Raw genomic sequence first — 16,852 nt, 5'->3', positions numbered from 1 at the left:
TCACTCATCGGGCGTGGAGGGAGTGACGTCGGTGGTGGGCTCGAGTGGCTTCGACCCGGACCTCCTCGATCGGGTCGCGCTTAGTCCGGGGGTAGCGGGCTCGGATGTCGTCGACCCCGTTGCGCTCGGCTCGGGGGTGGCCCGCTCGGGGGTGGCCGGCTCGGAGACGGCGGGCTCGGGTTCGGTGGGCTCGGGGTCGTGCGCCCAGGTCGGGGCGAGCGCTCGGATGCGCGCGCCACGCCACTGCCACATGCCCCACAGCACGGGCCAGAGTGCCAGGGCGGTGGGGCCGCCGATCACGAGCCGGTCGCGCCACAGCGTCTTGCCCGGCTCGCCCGGCGCGGCGGAGATCGCCATCTGGTGATCCCACACGTCGAGGCTGGCGAGCGGACCGGTCAGCGGAATGCCGCTGTCGCGGAAGATCCGCACCCCGCCCGCGGATTCGTCCAGGTGGCGCTCGCTCATGTGGATGAGCTGGCGCCCCATGGGCACGACGCCCAGTGCCGACAGCTGCACGGGCACGTCGTCGCCCGGACTCCACGCCGTCGGCAGCCCGTTCGGCACGAGGGGCTCGAGGTCGAGGAGCGGTCCATACAGCTCGGCGACCGCGCGCGGGGAGTGCACTGCGCGCCACGCGGCGTCCGGGTCGCAGTCGATCACGAGCTTCAGCAGGATCCGCATGCTCCAGTGTTGCACCGGCATCCGTTCCTGACCGGCCACTTCATGTGCTCTCACCGAACGCACACGTCCGGCGCGTTCGCGAGGTGTGCGCTCGGCGAGAGCACATGAAGTGAACTGGGGAGTTCGCCTGGAGGAGCGCGCCACGGCGGAGATAGACGACGGATGCCGCGACGTACGCTGGAGCGATGCCCGAGAGCCCGTTCGACCAGCGGCGATATCAGGTCCGCCACGAGTGGGGTGCGTCGGGGCTGGCAGCTCTCGCGCCCGCCGAGATCGTCGTCGTCGTCGACGTGCTGCGCTTCTCGACGACCGTGACCGACGCCCTCGAAGCGAACAGCGAGGCGCCGCGAGGGGATGGCGTCGAGGGCGGAGCCAGGGTCGGAGCCGCCGCGGGTGTGCCTCTCGATGCCTCCGCGCATGCGGTGTCGCTGAACGGCGCCGCCGTCGCCGCCGCGGCCGCCTCGACCGGAGGGGTCGTCATGCTCGGCTGCCTGCGCAACGCGTCGGCGGTGGCGCGCGCCGTGCTCGCCGAGCAGGAGCGTAGAGGTGCACGCACGAGCGTCGCGATCATCGCCGCGGGCGAGCTCACGGGGAGCGCGGTTCGACAGGCTCGGGGATCGGATGGCGTGGCGCTCCGATTCGCCGTCGAGGATCACCTCGGGGCGGGCGCGATCATCGACGCACTCGGTGCCCTGGGCATCGACCACACCTCGCCCGAGGCTGCCGCCGCGGGCGAGGCGTTCCGCGGGCTCCGCGGCGCTCTGCGGCACCTGCTCACCGCGAGCGGGTCGGGTCAGGAGCTGCTCGACCGAGGCATGCGCGACGAGGTGCTCGCCGCTGCCGAGGTGGATGCGGCATCCATCGTCCCGGTCCTGCGCGACGGAGTCTTCGTCGCGTACTGAGCGGGCTGCTACCGCGGGGTCAGTGCCGCCAGACGGGCGGCGGGAGTGATCTCGCGACGCGTCCAGACGAAGGCGTGGCGCTCGTCGAATCGGGGCGCGCACTTCGCACACGACGTGGGGCGGGTGGCCTTGCGATGACGGTAGGCGATGTGCCCGGCGGGGCACACTCCGATCCAAGGAGCGAGCTCTGTGGCGGTCTCGCCGTGGTGGGTGGTGCCGCCGACGTAGCCGAGCTCGCGCGCGACGGCCTTCCACTTCGGGCCGTGACCTGCGCCGGCGCCGGCGAGCGCGTGGGCCACTTCGTGCAGGAGAGTCTGATGGTTCGTGTCGTCGTCGTACCGCGCCGTGAGGTAGCGCGACAGGCTGATGCGCTTGTGCGTGTAGTCGCACAGCCCCGCGCGGCGCTTCGCGTTGTCGAACGCGAACGTCCACGAGGGGTCGAGGTGGGCGGCGATGAGGGCATCGGCCCAGTGCCGCACGCGGTGAAGTTCCGACATGATGGTGAGACTAGAACGTATCTACGACACTGGCGGCAAGAACGCGGGCGAGTCCTCTCCGCAGCCGATCGAATCGCCGCGTCGCGCCCCGTTCAACTCGCTACGGTCCCTGCGCCCACTCCAGACGCCGCGAGCGCGTCGTCCCGAGCCTCGGGGTGCGGGGGCCCAGCCGCGGCTCGGCGCCGGTCTGCGGCGTCGATGGCCAGCAGTGTCGACTCGAGCTGCTCATCGGTCGCGCCGGATTCCTGGCGCAGGAACAGGGCGCGCTTGAAGTCGCGACGGGCGCCCTCGAAATCGCCGTCGTCGAAGTTGACCTTGCCGCGGTGCTGGTAGGCGAATGCCGCGATGCCGGCCCATCCCTGACCCTCGGCCTCTTCGGCGCAGGTGGTGAGCTCCTGATCGGCGGCAGCGTACGCGCCGCGCGCCTGCAGGATCGTGGCGTGGAGGATGCGCGCACGCAGCAGATCCCGGCGGGTGCCGGCCATGCGGGCGACCCTCACGGACTGCTCCGAGATGCCGATCGCATCGTCGGGGCGCTCCAGCACCTTCAACAGCCAGACTCGCTCCAGCAGGGCCGGGAGGCTCCGCTGATCGCCGATCTCTTCGAGGCGCTCGCGGCACTGTCGGGCGTCGACCTGCTCGCGCAGTGTGTCGGGGTCGTACCCGCGGATATAGCTCACTGTTGACTCCCTTCGCCCGCGCTGCCCGGGACCGCTCATCCAGTGTGCCCCGCCGCGAATGGGGGTGCGGCGTGCCACGCCGGTCGTGACGCACGCGCCGGGCGCGCCGGCATCCGTCAGCGATCGAACACGGATGCCGAGGGCTTGGGCGAGGCCGTCGCATCGGCGTCGGTGGCGACCCTCGTGCCGCGGATGAACTCGACGACTTCGCGCCCCTCGGCGACCTTCGCAGGATGAGGACCGGCGGCCATGAGCCGGGGCAGCCACTCGGTCGGAAGGGGTGCCCGCGATGCGGCGATCACGAGGTTGCCGAAGCGGCGGCCCTTGAGGGTCTGCACCTCGGCGAGCACGATGACGTGCTCGAGCACCGCCGACACGGTCGCGACTTCGCGCCGGGCGAACGCCAGGCCGGCGCCGTCGGCGACATTTACCAGGAGCACGCCGTCCGGCGCGAGGAACCGCGCCGCCTCGGTGAAGAACTCGACGGTGGTCAGGTGCGCGGGCGTCTGGGCGCCCGAGTAGACGTCCGACACGACGAGGTCCGCGGCGCCGACGAGCCCGGCCGGCAGGCGTCCGAGTCCTTCGCGGGCGTCGCCGATCCTGACCCGGATCGTCGCGCCGCGGGGCAGGGGGAGGTTCTCCCGCACGAGGTCCCACAGCGCGGGCTCGAGCTCGACGACCTGCTGGCGCGAACCCGGCCGGGTCGCCTCGACGTAGCGCGGGATGGTCAGGGCGCCGGCGCCGAGGTGGATCGCGGTCAAGGGCTGGCGCGGCATCCGGAGCCGGTCGATCACCGCGCCCATGCGGGCGATGTATTCGAAGTGGAGGTGGGTGGGATCGTCCAGATCCACGTGCGACTGGGGGGTGCCGTCGACGTCCAGCTCCCAGCCGCCGCCGAAGCTCGAAGGGACGATCCGCGCGAGCGTCCCGTCCGACAGACGGGCGGTGGGCACCGGTGTCTCGCCCCGTGTCCGCGCCATGGCTCAACGCTATCGGCACCGGGGCATCCGGCGAGGCCGGGTTGACACTTCTGCCCCCGCATCAGCGCCGGCGTCGCGCAGATCGCTGAGCAATCGGCATCCGGACGGGTCGAAACACAATCGAGACACAGGTGTAACCGTCGGTGCGGCCCTGCGCCGGTAGCGTCAAGGCATCACACCCCGCTGAGGGCTGAGCGCACCTGGCTCCACGATGACGTGCAGCAAGGCCCACACGATATGGAAGGTGCACAGCACATGCTCCACATTTCGAAGAGGCGCTGGCTCACCGGCGCCGCGGCGATCGCCGTCGGGGCGCTCGTTCTCACCGCCTGTGCCAGTCAGCGCGACGAAGGCGGCGGCACCGAGGCGCCGAGCGACGTCGACACGACGTTCGTGTTCGGCGCGTCCGGAGACCCGGCCAGCCTCGACCCCGCCTTCGCGAGCGACGGCGAGACGTTCCGGGTCGCACGCCAGATGTTCGAGGGCCTGGTCGGCACCGTGCCCGGCACCGCCGACCCCGCGCCCCTCCTCGCGTCGAGCTGGGAGCAGCCGGACGACACCACCTACGTGTTCACGCTCGAAGAAGGCGTCACGTTCCACGACGGCACCGACTTCAACGCCGAGGCCGTCTGCTTCAACTTCGACCGGCAGAACGCGTTCACCGGCGTCGCCGCCTCGCAGAGCATGGCGTACTACTGGGGCGTCATCATGCGCGGCTTCGGCGACGAGTCGATCTACGACTCCTGCACCGCCGACAGCGACTACCAGGCCACCATCACGCTCAAGCAGCCGTTCGCGGGATTCATCCCCGCCCTCTCGCTGCCGTCCTTCTCGATCCAGAGCCCGACAGCCCTCGAGGAGTACGGCGCCGACGACATCGGCGGAACCGAAGAGGCTCCCGTGCAGAGCGAGTACGGCCAGGAGCACCCCACCGGCACCGGCCCGTTCGTGTTCGACTCGATCTCTCCCGGTGAGCAGACGATCCTCACGGCCAACCCCGACTACTGGGGCGAGCAGGGTGTCGTGGAAGAGATCATCTTCCGCGTCATCGGCGACACGACGGCCCGCCGTCAGGCGCTGGAGGCCGGCAGCATCGACGGCTACGACCTCGTCGCACCCGCCGACCTGACCTCGCTCGAAGACGCCGGCTTCTCGCTGGTCAACCGTGCGCCGTTCAACGTCCTGTACCTGGGCATGAACCAGGCCGCACCCGGGCTGTCCGACATCAAGGTGCGTCAGGCGATCGCGCACGCGATCGACAAGGACGCGCTCATCGCGCAGATCCTGCCCGAGGGCACGGAGGCGGCGACGCAGTTCATGCCCGACACCGTCATCGGCTGGAACGACGGCGTCACCGAGTACGACTACGACCCCGACGCCGCCAAGGCGCTTCTGGCCGAAGCCGGCTACACCGACGCGAACCCGCTGACGATCACCTTCAACTACCCGGTGAACATCTCGCGGCCGTACATGCCGAACCCCGAGCAGATCTTCACGAACCTCGCCAGTCAGCTGGAGGCCGTCGGAATCGTGCTCAACCCGGTCACGAACGAGTGGGTCGAGTACCTGGACCTCATCCAGGGCGGCGCGGATCACGGCATCCACCTGCTGGGCTGGACGGGCGACTACAACGACCCCGACAACTTCGTCGGCACGTTCTTCGGACTGCCGACGAACGAGTGGGGCTTCGACAACACCGAGCTCTTCGACGCATTGAGCGCCGCGCGCGGCCTCGCCACCGAAGAGGAGCAGACCGCGGCGTACGAGGCGGTGAACGAGCAGATCATGGAGTTCCTGCCCGGCGTGCCGCTGGCGCACCCGGTCCCGACGCTCGCGTTCGACTCGCGCGTCACGTTCTACCCGGCAAGCCCCGTGCAGGACGAGGTCTACAACATGGTCGAGCTCAGCGAGTGACACGCTGAATCGACGGATGCCTCGGCCTGGCGCGACCCGCCGGGCCGAGGCATCCGCCCCCGCTCGTATGCCGTGCGGCACCCGCCGCGCCCGTGTCCCGGAGATCTCGTGCTAAGCACCATCGGCAGACGCCTTCTGCTGCTCGTCCCCACCCTGTTCGGGTTGACCCTGCTGCTGTTCTTCTGGGTGCGGGCGCTGCCCGGCGGGCCCGCCGTGGCCCTGCTCGGAGAGCGGGCGACGCCCGAGCGGGTGGCCGAGATCAACGAGCTGTACGGGTTCAACGAACCGCTGGTCGCGCAGTACTTCACCTGGCTCGGCCAGTTGCTGCAGGGCAACTTCGGCGTCTCGATCCAGACGCAGCGGCCTGTGACCGAGGAGTTCGTGCGGCGCTTTCCCGCCACCCTCGAGCTGACGATGTTCGCGATCATCCTCGCGGTCGGCCTGGGTGTCGCGATCGGGTACTGGGCGGCGCGGCGGCATGGCCGGGCCGGGGATCACTTCGCGGTGTTCGCGAGCCTCATCGGGATCACGATCCCGGTGTTCTTCCTGGGCGTCATCCTCAAATGGATCTTCGCCGTCCAGCTGGGCTGGCTCCCGTCCGACGGGCGGCAGGACCCTCGCCTGGACGCCACGCACTACACGAATTTCTATATCTTCGACGGGATCATCACGGGGGAGTGGGATGCCGCGTGGGACGCCTTCCTGCACCTCATCCTCCCCGGAATCGCGCTGGCGACCATCCCCCTCGCGATCATCACGAGAATCACCCGGGCATCGGTGCTCGAGGTGCAGAACTCGGACTTCGTGCGCACCGGCATGGCCAAGGGAATCTCTCGCGGCACGATCCGCGGGCGCTTCATCCTGCGCAACTCGCTGCTGCCGGTCGTCACGACGATCGGCCTGCAATTCGGGCTGCTGCTGTCGGGAGCGATCCTCACCGAGTCCGTGTTCGCGTATCCCGGGATCGGATCCTTCCTCTCGCGGGCGATCTTCACCCGCGACTACCCGGTCCTCCAGGGATTCATCCTCTTCATCGCCGTCATCTACGCGCTCATCAACCTCGCGGTGGACGTGTCCTACAGCTTCATCGACCCGAGAGTGCGGGTGCAGTGATGGTGCGCACACGGCTGATCAGCGAACCGATCGGAGGTGCGGCATGACGTCCGCAATGCTTCCCCCCGCCCCGAGCGGCGGACCCGTCGACGACACCTCCGTCGACGACAAGGAGCTCCTGGCGGCGAAGACACGCGGCGGAGGTTTCTGGCGCGACGTCTTCCGGCGGCTGCGCCGCAACTCCAGCGCGTGGGTCGGCGCCGTCATCATCGCGATCTTCGTGCTCGTCGCCGTCTTCGCGCCGTGGCTCGCGCCCTACGGTCCCGAAGAGCTTCCGGGCCAGCAGTACATCACCCCCGGGCACATCCCGGGTCCCGGCGAGATCCCCGGGTTCCCGCTGGGGCTGGACCGCTTCGGCGGCGACATGCTCTCCAAGCTCATCTGGGGCGCCCGTGCGTCGCTCTTGATCGGCATCGTCTCGACGCTCCTGGGGCTCATCGGAGGCATGATCCTCGGGCTCGTCGCTGCGACGTTCGGCGGCTGGGTCGACACCCTCATCATGCGCTTCGTCGACATCCTGCTGTCGGTGCCGTCGCTTCTGCTCGCGGTGTCGATCGCCGCGCTCATGGGGCAGACCCCGCTTGCGATCATGATCGCCATCGGCGCCGCACAGGTGCCGATCTTCGCGCGTCTGCTGCGCGCCTCGATGCTGCAGCAGCGCTCCAGCGACTACGTGCTCTCGGCGGCGACCCTCGGCCTCGGGCGCGGGCGCATCACGATGACCCATGTGTTGCCGAACGCGGTCGGCCCGGTCATCGTGCAGGCCACGCTCACCCTCGCCACCGCCGTCATCGAGGCGGCGGGCCTGTCGTACCTCGGTCTCGGCGGCGGTGTCCCGCAGACAGCCGAATGGGGCCGCATGCTCACCTACGCGCAGCTCGAGCTGGCGGTCAACCCCTGGATCGCGATCCTGCCCGGCATCTGCATCACGGTCACGGCGCTCGGCTTCACGCTCCTCGGCGAAGCCCTGCGCGAAGCCATGGATCCGCGTACTCGCGCGCGCTGACGCGTCCGGGCGGGCGGGCGGGCGGGCGCGTCAGACCGCGATGTCGAGCTCGTTGCCGGGGATCGACGCGAGCAGGCGCCGCGTGTACGGATCACGCGGGTTGGTGAATATCTCTTCGGAGGATGCCGCCTCGACGAGTTGCCCGTCCTTCATGACGCACACGTAGTCGCTGATGAGGCGGACCACCGCGAGGTCGTGCGAGATGAACAGATAGCTCAGGCCGTACTCGCGCTGCAGGTCGCCGAGCAGGCGCAGGATCTGGTCCTGCACGAGCACGTCGAGGGCCGAGACCGGCTCATCGCAGACGATGAGGTCCGGAGACAGCGCGAGAGCGCGGGCGATCGCGATGCGCTGGCGCTGACCGCCCGACAGCTCCGACGGATAGCGGCGCAGCATCGACTGCGGCAGCGCGACGTCGTCGAGCAGCTGCCGCACCCGCACCGCGCGCTCCTTCGCCGATCCGCGCTTGTAGAACTCCAACGGCTCGGAGATGATCCGCTCGATCGAGAACATCGGGTTCAGCGATGAGTACGGGTCCTGGAAGATCGGCTGCACGCGCTGGCGGAACGACTTGAGCTCGCGCCCCTTGAGCGTCGCGACATCGTGGCCGTCGAAGCGGATCGAACCCGCCGTCGGGTCGATGACCTTGAGCATCATCCGGGCGGTCGTGGTCTTGCCCGAGCCCGACTCGCCGACGATGGCGACGGTCTCGCCGCGCGGGATCGAGAACGACACGTCGTTCACGGCGGCGAAGTCCTCCTTGCTGCCGCGCACCTTGTAGATCTTGGTGAGCCCCTCGACCTCGACGATGTAGTCGGGGGCGGATGCCGCGGCCCGCGGTTCGCGGGGCGTCGTCTGCGCAGCGGGGGCCGGCCCTGTGGCTCGCGCTGCGTCGGCCGATGACGCATCCGTGGACGGGACGTGTGCGGACGCGAGTGCTGATGCCGGGGCATCCGTCAGCGTCTCGACCGCCGCGGCATCCGTCACCGTCTCGACAGCCGGGGCATTCGTCGTCTCGGTCGCCGCGGCATGCGTCGTCTCGACCGCGGCATCCGCCGTCGTCTCGACCGGCGCGATGTCGGGGCGGGGGATGCCGGGGACCGTGGTGCGGAAGACCTCCGGGCGCAGCCGCACCGCCGCGACCGACGGGGCCGCACGCACGAGCGCCTGGGTATAGGGCTGCTGGGGGTCTTCGAGGATCTGGCGGGCCGGGCCCTGCTCGACGATGCGTCCGCGGTTCATGACCACCACGCGCGCGGCGCGCTCGGCGGCCAGACCCAGGTCGTGCGTGATCAGCATGACGGCCGTGCCACGCTCGCCCGTCATGCGCTCGAGCTGGTCGAGGATCGTCTTCTGCACCGTCACGTCGAGGGCGCTCGTCGGCTCGTCGGCGATGAGCAGCTTCGGGTCGCACGCCAGGCCGATGGCGATGAGCGCGCGCTGGCGCATGCCTCCCGAGAACTCGTGCGGGTACTGCTTGGCGCGCTCTTCGGCGTTCGGCAGACCGGCAGCGGCGAGGGTCTCGACGACCTTTCGGTCGACGTCGCGACGCGTCGCGAGGCCGTGGGCGAGCAGGGTCTCGGCGATCTGGGTGCCGATCTTGGCGACGGGGTTGAGGTTCGACATCGGATCCTGCGGCACGAGGCCGATGGACCGGCCGCGGATCGGACGCATGATGCTCTCGGGAGCGCCGACGAGATCCTGCCCTTCGAGCATGATGCTGCCCTGGGTGACCTTGCCGTTGCCCGGCAGCAGGCCGATGACCGCCATCGCCGTGGTCGACTTGCCCGAGCCCGATTCGCCGACGATCGCGAGCGTCTCGCCCGCGGACAGGTCGAGGTCGATGCCCTCGACGGCGTGCACGGGGCCGTCGATCGTCTGGAACTCGACGGCGACGTCGCGCACCTGGAGCAGCGGCGCTCCGGCCGCGAGACGTTCGGTGGTTCGGGCCATTCCCCCATCCTGCCCGGCGCGTGTGGTTCGCGCACTGGTCCGCGGTGAGCCTTTACTCATCCGTAACGCGCGGTGCGCCGCCGCGGCGCGGGCGGGCCCGGCAGAACTCCACGGAGTCAGCGCCCGACGCCCGGGTTGCGCAGCTGTCCGGGGCTGTGCATTGCGGATCCGTGGAGTTCTGCCGACTCGCTCGCCGAGAGCCGCAGTACCGTGGAAGCCATGGCGGCGATCGACCTCAACGCGGACCTCGGCGAGACCGTCGACGGCGTTCCCACGGCCGACGACGAGGCCCTGTTCGCCGTCATCTCGAGCGCGAACGTCGCCTGTGGCGGGCACGCGGGAGACGCCGCCTCGATGCGCGAGGCCGTGCTCCGTGCCGAACGCTTCTCGGTGGCGGTGGGGGCGCACCCCTCCTATCCGGATCGTGCGAACTTCGGTCGCGTGGCGGTGTCGATGGACCCGGCCGGTCTCCAGGCCGCGGTGACCGAGCAGCTGGCCGCCCTCGTGGCCGCCGGCGCCGACCTCCGCTACGTCAAGCCTCACGGCGCGCTCTATCACGCGGTGACGACGGACCCCCGGCAGGCGGATGCCGTCGCCCGCGCCGTCGCCGGCCATGCGGCGAGCCTCGGCAGGCCGTTGCCGATGCTCGGCCTGGGCGGTGCGATGGCGGCGGCGGCGGCATCTGTCGGGCTTCCGTTCGTGCGCGAGGCGTTCCTGGACCGCGGCTATCTGCCGGACGGCGGCCTCGTGCCGCGCGGTCGGCCCGGTGCCCTGCTCGATGACCCCGACCAGGTCGCGGCGCGCGCCGTCCGACTCGCCCTGACCGGCGAGGTCGAGGCGATCGACGGGTCGATCGTGGGCGCGGGCCCACGCACGTCGATCGGAGCGTCGGGTGTCGGGGGCGCCGCCGCGTCGCTGTGCCTGCACGGCGATTCTCCCGCGGCGGTGGCCATGGCCCGCGCCGTGCGCGCCGCGCTGGATCGGGCAGGCGTCGAGGTGCGGGCGCCATGGTGAGTGCGCGGCTGCTGCCGATGGGGGAGCGCGCGTTCCTCGTCGAGGTCGCCTCGCTTCGGGAAGTGCTGGCGGTGCATGCGGCGCTGGCGGAATCCCGCCCTACAGGAGTCGTCGACCTGGTTCCTGCCGCGCGGACGGTGCTCGTGCGGATCGACCTGCGCGTGCTCGACGCCAGCGCGGCGCGAGCATGGGCGCGCGCCGGCGCAGAGAGCGCCGGCACACACCGGAGCGAGTCCGCCGAATCACCGGTCGCGGACCTCGAGATCGTCTACGACGGGGCCGACCTGGAAGAGACGGCGGCGCTGCTGGGAGTGAGCGCCGACGAGCTGATCCGCCGACACTCGGACGCGGCGTGGGTGGTGGCGTTCACCGGCTTCGCGCCCGGCTTCGGATACCTCGTCAGCGAAGGCTGGCCCTTCGACGTGCCGCGGCTCGCCACCCCGCGCACGAGGGTTCCGGTCGGTGCGGTGGGCCTTGCGGGCGCCTTCAGTGGCGCGTATCCGCGGGAGACCCCCGGCGGGTGGCGACTGATCGGCACGACTCGCGCACCTCTTTTCGATCCGGATGCCGCGTCCCCCGCTCTCCTCGCGCCGGGCACCCGGGTGCGCTTCCGAGCGGTGGCGCGCGGCACGGCCTCGGTGCCGGATGCCGCACCGACTCGTGCTCTGACGAGGGCTGGGGATCCCGTGCCCGACGGGCGTGCGCCGGGCGGATCAGGGGTCCCGGGTGCGCGGGCGCAGGTGCCGGATGCCGCGGCAACTCGTGCGCCGACGACGGCAGGTGATTCTGCGCCCGACGGGCCCGTGTCGGGCGGATCAGGTGTTCCGGGTGCGCGGGCGCAGGTGCCGGCTGCCGCGGCCACGTCGCCGGGCCGCGGCATCCGGATCGTCGAGACCGGGCTGCTGGCGACGGTGCAGGATCTCGGCCGGGCGGGGGCGGCATCCGTCGGCGTCGCTGTCTCGGGAGCACTCGACCGCACCGCGCTGCGGACCGCCAACAGGCTCCTCGGAAACCCCGAAGGCGCCGCGGCGATCGAGGTCACGATGGGTGGCCTGCGCGCCGTCGCCGAGCGCGACCTGTGGGTCGCGGTGACCGGAGCCTGGGGGACGATCCGGCTCGCGGGTCGCGCGGTCGATCCGTACCAGGCGCACGAGTGGCCCGCGGGCACGGAGCTGCACGTGGACTGGTTCACCCACGGGGCGCGCGCGTATGTCGCGGTGCGCGGCGGTCTCGACGCCCGCAGCGCGCTCGGCTCGCGCTCGACGGATCTGCTCGCCGGCCTCGGTCCGGCGGCGCTGCGGGCCGCCGACACGGTGGGCGTGCGTACCGACGAGATCGCGCCGATCCCGGTCGCACCGCCGTCGCCGTGGGGCGCTCCTCACGATGACGAGCTCGTGCTCGAACTCGCCCCCGGCCCTCGCGCGGACTGGTTCGCTCCCGCCACGGTCGCGCAGCTGTTCGATGCGGTGTGGACGGTCTCGAACAGTGCCGATCGCGTCGGCGTCCGCCTCGAGGGCCCCGAGCTGCGGCGCACGCGCGAGGGCGAGTTGCCGAGCGAGGGCATGGTGCCGGGCGCGCTGCAGGTCCCGCCGAGCGGGCGGCCCACCATCCTCCTGGCGGACGGCCCGGTCACGGGCGGCTACCCGGTGATCGCGGTGATGACGGATGCCGGCCTCGACCTGATCGCGCAGGCGCGGCCCGGCACGCGCATCCGTTTCCGGCACGCGCGTCCGCGCGGTTGAGCCCTGCTCACTCGGCGCCGCCCTCCTCCAGCAGATCGGCCGTCGCGCGAAGGATCGAAACGATCGCGGCGGTGCGCTTCTCGGCGGGAGTCGGCTCGCGCACGGCGGCGGACGCCGCGGGCGGAGGCTGCGTGCCGTCGGCCACCACGACCGGCGACAGCAGCGCGAGCCCTGCGCGGGCCTCGTCCGCGGTCAGCAGCGGCGTCTGGTCGTACCGACCGTCGATCGCAGCGACCACGGCCTTCACGAAGTCGCGATTGCTCAGTCCGGGACTCGCCGCGAAGACGCCGAGCGCGGCGGACGTGAAGACGCCGTGCCCGTTGGTCTCGAGGGCCACCTCGTCGGGCTGACAGGCGGCGATCAGCACCTCGCGGCGAGCAGCGTCCGGCCGCACCCGTGTGGTGTTGATGCTCCGGCCCGCCTCGACCTGCACCACCTTGCGGTGCGCCGCACCGCGGAGGTCATCTGAGATCGGAGCCGAGCGTGCGGCCCGGTAGGCGGCGATCGCGTCCGCGTCCAGGGGCGCGAGACGGCGCTTCGTGCCCGCCGGAACCGGCACCTTCTCGAGATCGGGGCGCGAGAGGCCCCGGCTCGCGGTACCGGAATGGCAGGAGTCGAAGATCAGCGTGACCGAGACGCCTTCGGGGATCAGATCCCAGATGACGGCGAGGTCGTCGTCGACGATGAGGCTCCCCTCGCGGAAGTCGACCGGGCACAGTGCTTCGTCGGACGGCCCGAGGTCGTCGGTCTCGTCGCCGTCGAGGTCGGGGACGAAGGTGCCGTGGCCGGCGAATTGGATCGCGAGGATGTCGCCGGGGGTCGAGCCGGTGACGAGGTCGATCATCGCGCGGAGCATCGCCTCACGGGTCGCCTCGCCGTCACGAAGCGATCGCACCTCGAACCCGTTCGCGCCGAGCGCCGCCTCCCACGCGTCCGCATCGGCGACGCAGCCGCCCAGCGGATCCTGCGGGTACCCGTCGATGCCGATGCACAGGGCGCGTCGCCGGAGCGTGACGGCGCGGGACGCGGGTGTCGATGGCACCGGCGCCGGTGGCGGTGCGATCTCGCGAGCCTTCCTGGGGAAATCGACCACGTCGTCGCGCTGGGTGACGCGGCGGGCGAGGCTCTCCATCGTGGGCGGGTCGTTGTCGAAGTCGCCGTGCGACTTCGACAGGGTGGCGCGTCGGTCGTCCCACACTTTCGGGCCGAGCACCAGCCGCTCGGGCTTCTCACCCAGATAGCGCATCGACTTGCCCGAGGCGGTGAGGAATCTCGCCATGCCGGCGATCGCGGCATCCTGCTCCGGCTCGAAGGATCGTGACACCAGATACAGCAACGACTTGCGGTAGAGCGTCGCGGTGTGGTCCTTCAGCTCGGTCTCGTCGTTCATCGTGAAGATCGACAGTTCGCCGATCTGGTTGCTCTCGGCGAGCGGGAGCAGCGTGTCTTCGAAGGTGTCGAGGCGCACCGCGGGTGCCAGGAGCGTCACCGTGTCGATGCGTTCGACCGGGTCGTCGCCGTCGAACAGGCGGGGGACGAAGTGGGAGTGGAAGATCGAGCCGGCGCTGTGGCCGGCGGCATGGAGCGAGATCGCACCGGGGTTCGCGGCGACGAAGGCTCGCAGCTCCTGCGCGAGAAGCGCCGCGCCCCCGCCGTCGACGGAGGCGGCCGCGGCGTCCAGCTTCATGTCCTCCCAGACGCTCCGCCCGCCGATCACCCGGGCGATGGCCTCGATCGCGCCATCGGTCAGGTCGGTGAAGCCGCGCTCGCCGGGGGCCTTGCCGCGGATCACGTCCGACAGCGAGGTCAGCAGTCCGCTCTCCCACACCATGTGGATCGGGTAGACGCCGTTCTTCTTCCACCAGTCGACCTGATGGTGGGCGGTCTCGAATCCGGCGTCCTTGCTCACCAGGCCGCCGTGCGCCCAGATGAGGACGGGAACGGTCCGGCCGCCCTGTGCGTCGACGAACGCCTGCAGGTCCTCGGTGACGATGCGCCGGACGTCGTCGGGCGTGGTCACGAACTCGTCGATCCTCGCCGGCCGGGCCTTCGGCGTGTCGGAGAGCCGTCCGTCTCGGGTGTGGACGATGTGTCCTCGCAGAGCGGCGAGCTGTTTCGCCGAGGGTGCGAAACCCGAGCGAGTCGTGGTGGTGTCGGGCATGGCGTGGTCCTCTCGAGATCACTGTCGAACGAGACGTGCGCGCGGATCGGCGAACACGGTGAAGGCCAGTGCGTTCAGGTCGCCCGCCCGGTGCGCGGCGCGGCGTGCGGCGAGCGTGGCGTCGCCCAGCGTCGCGCCGTCGCGGAACGCCTCGCGGTAGAAGGCCCGGACGAAGGCGGATGCGGCGTCGTCCTGCACGGCCCAGCTGCAGCCGATGAACACGCCGACTCCTCCGCGCAGGAACACCTCGGCGAATCCGCCGAGCCCGGTCGATCCCGAGCGCAGGCGCCCGACATCGCAGGCGCTGAGGAACACGAACGGCGTCGACCTCGCCTTCGACGGGTCGTCGAGCTCGGGCAGGTCCCGCCGCGCGTCGACGTCGCGATACGACGCCGAGCCGTCGTCCTGCGCCTCGATGAACTGGGCGAAGGCGATCTCCTGACCGCTCGGCTCACCCTCGCGCCACCGCCCGTGGCCCGCGAAGTGGACGAGGTCGACGCCCTCGGTGAGCAGCGCGCTGAGCTCCGCCGGCGTCGCGGCGGTGCGCCCGTCCTCGCCCAGTTCGGTGCGCAGCGCCTTGACCTCTTCCTGCGTCCGTGCGAGCTGGAGCCCGGGGTCGGCGTACTCGGGGGCCACGGCGACGACGCGCGCCGTCCGCACGGGCACTTCGATCGGGCGAGCCGTGTCGTAGACCCAGCGGGTGAGGCCCTTGTCGCCGAGGAAGTGGGTGTGCGAGTCCCCCGGCTGCCCTTCCGGGGGGACGAGGTGGACGATCTCCCAGGGGATGTCGACTTCGCCGGAGCTCTGGACCACCAGGCGCGACAGCCGCTGCCGGCGACGCCACAGCAGTGCTCCGACATCGCCGCCGAGAAGGCGCTCGGCGATGCGCGAGCCGACGTCGCGCAGGGCGCTGCGGGCATCGGCGACGGATGCGGCATCGCGGCGATTGCCGAGATCGCGACGGATCCGCGCGACATCGCTGTAGACGTCGTCGATGAACCGGGCCTTCTCGATCTCGACGATGTGCGTCGCCGTCCTGTCGCCGACGGTGGCGGTGATCCGCAGGTGCGACTTCCGCCGCGCGTAGGCCTCTTCGATCGAGATGGTCGGCAGCGACGCGAGTTCACGGGGGGCCGCGACGAGGGACGCCTCGGCGGTGAGCGGCTCATCCGCCCGCAGCTGCCCGTCTCCGTCGTCGTCGGGATCGACGATCGACGCGCTCAGTTTGATGGTGGCGAGCGGCGTCGCGACCGGCGGCTGGGTCACCGCGACCGAGACGTGGCCGCGGCCTTCGTCGGCGGGGATGATCCGGAACGGCACGTCGAGCGGCGGCGCGCCCGGCGCGGGCAGCCGCACATCGACCGCGGGATCCTGACCCGGGGCGAACTCCATGCCTCGCAGACTCACCGCGATCCGGATGTCGCGCCCCGCGTCGACCGGGACGACCGCCTTGCCGACGGCCATGCCCTGCGCGGCGAGCAGCTTCTCGCGTGAGAGGCGCACGAAGAGCACGAACTCGGCCTCGCGCCGCACCCGCGCCGGCATCTCCGCGAGGACGTTCGCCACCGCGGGCTCGGCGGGCGCAGCCGGCGGGGCAGGCGCGGGCGGCCCGGCCGGAACGGGCATCGCAGGCTCACCGCCCTCGCCCGCCCCCGCGTCATCAGCCGCCATCGCGTCCTCGCCCGCCATCGCCTCGTCGAGGTCGAACGCGGGTGCCTCGGCGGCAGGAGGGGGAAGGGGGATCGCCTCGAGCATTCCGTCGCTGTCGATCGCGACCACGTCGTCCACCATCTGGACCTCGCGGCCGCCGCCCATGCCCATGCCGCCCTGCCCGACCCGGTGCTCCAGCCACGCGATGCCGGTCTCGAACTCGCTCGAGACCACCGTCAGATGCAGCGTCGCTCCGGCGGGAACGGCGATCCGGGCGGTGAATGTACCGTCGTCCCGCTCGAGGTGCACCAGCTCGCCCGCCATGGCGCGCATCACGATCGCCGCGTAGTGGAACTCGTCGCTCCCGCGCACCCGCACGGTCGCGACGGTGTCCTCCCGGGCTCTCACCACGACATCCGCCAGCATTCGGATGCCGAACTCATTCGTCTCCGAATCCGGCGGTGCCGGATCGATCCGCACCTCGAGGTCCGCGCCGTCGACCTCGACGACGGCGCGCGGCAGGCTCGACCCACGAGTCATCTCGACCCCCTCGCACCGG

The 16,852-nt window shown here is 71.2% G+C and carries 13 protein-coding genes; 6 read left to right on the top strand and 7 right to left on the bottom strand.

All coding sequences use genetic code 11. From position 1 onward, the window contains the following. Positions 1–702: a hypothetical protein gene (locus tag KEC57_RS15760; RefSeq protein ID WP_229385643.1), complete on the bottom strand. Its 702-nt coding sequence runs from the start codon at positions 700–702 to the stop codon at positions 1–3. A gap of 164 nt (positions 703–866) precedes the next feature. On the opposite strand from KEC57_RS15760, the gene KEC57_RS15755 reads away from it, so the two are divergent. Further along, entirely contained in the window at positions 867–1,583 is a 717-nt protein-coding gene (locus KEC57_RS15755) for a 2-phosphosulfolactate phosphatase (RefSeq protein WP_229385642.1), read from the top strand. Positions 1,584–1,591: 8 nt separating this feature from the next. Here the strand turns inward: KEC57_RS15755 and KEC57_RS15750 are convergent, their stop codons facing one another. From KEC57_RS15750 to KEC57_RS15740, 3 genes are all read right to left on the bottom strand, one after another. Then, the gene (locus tag KEC57_RS15750) at positions 1,592–2,080 is read right to left on the bottom strand and encodes a SprT-like domain-containing protein (RefSeq protein WP_229385641.1); all 489 of its coding nucleotides are present in this window, start codon (positions 2,078–2,080) and stop codon (positions 1,592–1,594) included. Between the two features lie 92 nt (positions 2,081–2,172). Further along, positions 2,173–2,760: a hypothetical protein gene (locus KEC57_RS15745; protein WP_229385640.1), complete on the bottom strand. Its 588-nt coding sequence runs from the start codon at positions 2,758–2,760 to the stop codon at positions 2,173–2,175. 116 nt (positions 2,761–2,876) lie between these two features. After that, positions 2,877–3,740 carry a spermidine synthase gene (locus KEC57_RS15740; RefSeq protein WP_229385639.1) on the bottom strand — a complete coding sequence of 288 codons (864 nt, stop codon included), beginning with the start codon at positions 3,738–3,740 and terminating at the stop codon, positions 2,877–2,879. 255 nt (positions 3,741–3,995) lie between these two features. Here KEC57_RS15740 and KEC57_RS15735 point away from each other — a divergent pair, with 255 nt between their 5' ends. From KEC57_RS15735 to KEC57_RS15725, 3 genes are all read left to right on the top strand, one after another. Continuing rightward, complete coding sequence (locus tag KEC57_RS15735) at positions 3,996–5,654, top strand: ABC transporter substrate-binding protein (protein ID WP_229385638.1); 1,659 nt, start codon at positions 3,996–3,998, stop codon at positions 5,652–5,654. A gap of 108 nt (positions 5,655–5,762) precedes the next feature. Then, complete coding sequence (locus KEC57_RS15730; protein WP_229385637.1) at positions 5,763–6,767, top strand: ABC transporter permease; 1,005 nt, start codon at positions 5,763–5,765, stop codon at positions 6,765–6,767. A gap of 43 nt (positions 6,768–6,810) precedes the next feature. Beyond that, on the top strand, positions 6,811–7,773 hold the full coding sequence (locus tag KEC57_RS15725; RefSeq protein WP_229385636.1) for an ABC transporter permease: 963 nt from the start codon (positions 6,811–6,813) through the stop codon (positions 7,771–7,773). A 30-nt stretch (positions 7,774–7,803) separates the two neighbouring features. Here KEC57_RS15725 and KEC57_RS15720 read toward each other — a convergent pair whose 3' ends face one another. After that, a complete protein-coding gene (locus KEC57_RS15720; RefSeq protein WP_229385635.1) occupies positions 7,804–9,726 on the bottom strand; it encodes a dipeptide ABC transporter ATP-binding protein in 1,923 nt (640 codons plus the stop codon). Between the two features lie 219 nt (positions 9,727–9,945). Here KEC57_RS15720 and KEC57_RS15715 point away from each other — a divergent pair, with 219 nt between their 5' ends. Further along, the gene (locus KEC57_RS15715) at positions 9,946–10,740 is read left to right on the top strand and encodes a 5-oxoprolinase subunit PxpA (RefSeq protein ID WP_229385634.1); all 795 of its coding nucleotides are present in this window, start codon (positions 9,946–9,948) and stop codon (positions 10,738–10,740) included. Further along, on the top strand, positions 10,734–12,482 hold the full coding sequence (locus KEC57_RS19005; protein WP_267492715.1) for a 5-oxoprolinase subunit B/C family protein: 1,749 nt from the start codon (positions 10,734–10,736) through the stop codon (positions 12,480–12,482). The genes KEC57_RS15715 and KEC57_RS19005 overlap by 7 nt, the downstream gene beginning before the upstream one ends. 7 nt (positions 12,483–12,489) lie before the next feature. Here the strand turns inward: KEC57_RS19005 and KEC57_RS15700 are convergent, their stop codons facing one another. Together KEC57_RS15700 and KEC57_RS15695 are read right to left on the bottom strand one after the other, a co-directional pair. Further along, the gene (locus KEC57_RS15700) at positions 12,490–14,643 is read right to left on the bottom strand and encodes a caspase family protein (protein WP_229385632.1); all 2,154 of its coding nucleotides are present in this window, start codon (positions 14,641–14,643) and stop codon (positions 12,490–12,492) included. Positions 14,644–14,661: 18 nt separating this feature from the next. Beyond that, positions 14,662–16,833 carry a DUF7363 domain-containing protein gene (locus KEC57_RS15695; protein ID WP_229385631.1) on the bottom strand — a complete coding sequence of 724 codons (2,172 nt, stop codon included), beginning with the start codon at positions 16,831–16,833 and terminating at the stop codon, positions 14,662–14,664. Positions 16,834–16,852: the final 19 nt, after the last annotated feature.

This window comes from Microbacterium allomyrinae, from assembly GCF_020682705.1.
Classification (GTDB): Bacteria; Actinomycetota; Actinomycetes; order Actinomycetales; family Microbacteriaceae; genus Microbacterium; species Microbacterium allomyrinae.
The sequence above is the reverse complement of the archived record's forward strand: the minus strand, read 5'-3'. Positions and strand labels throughout refer to the sequence as shown.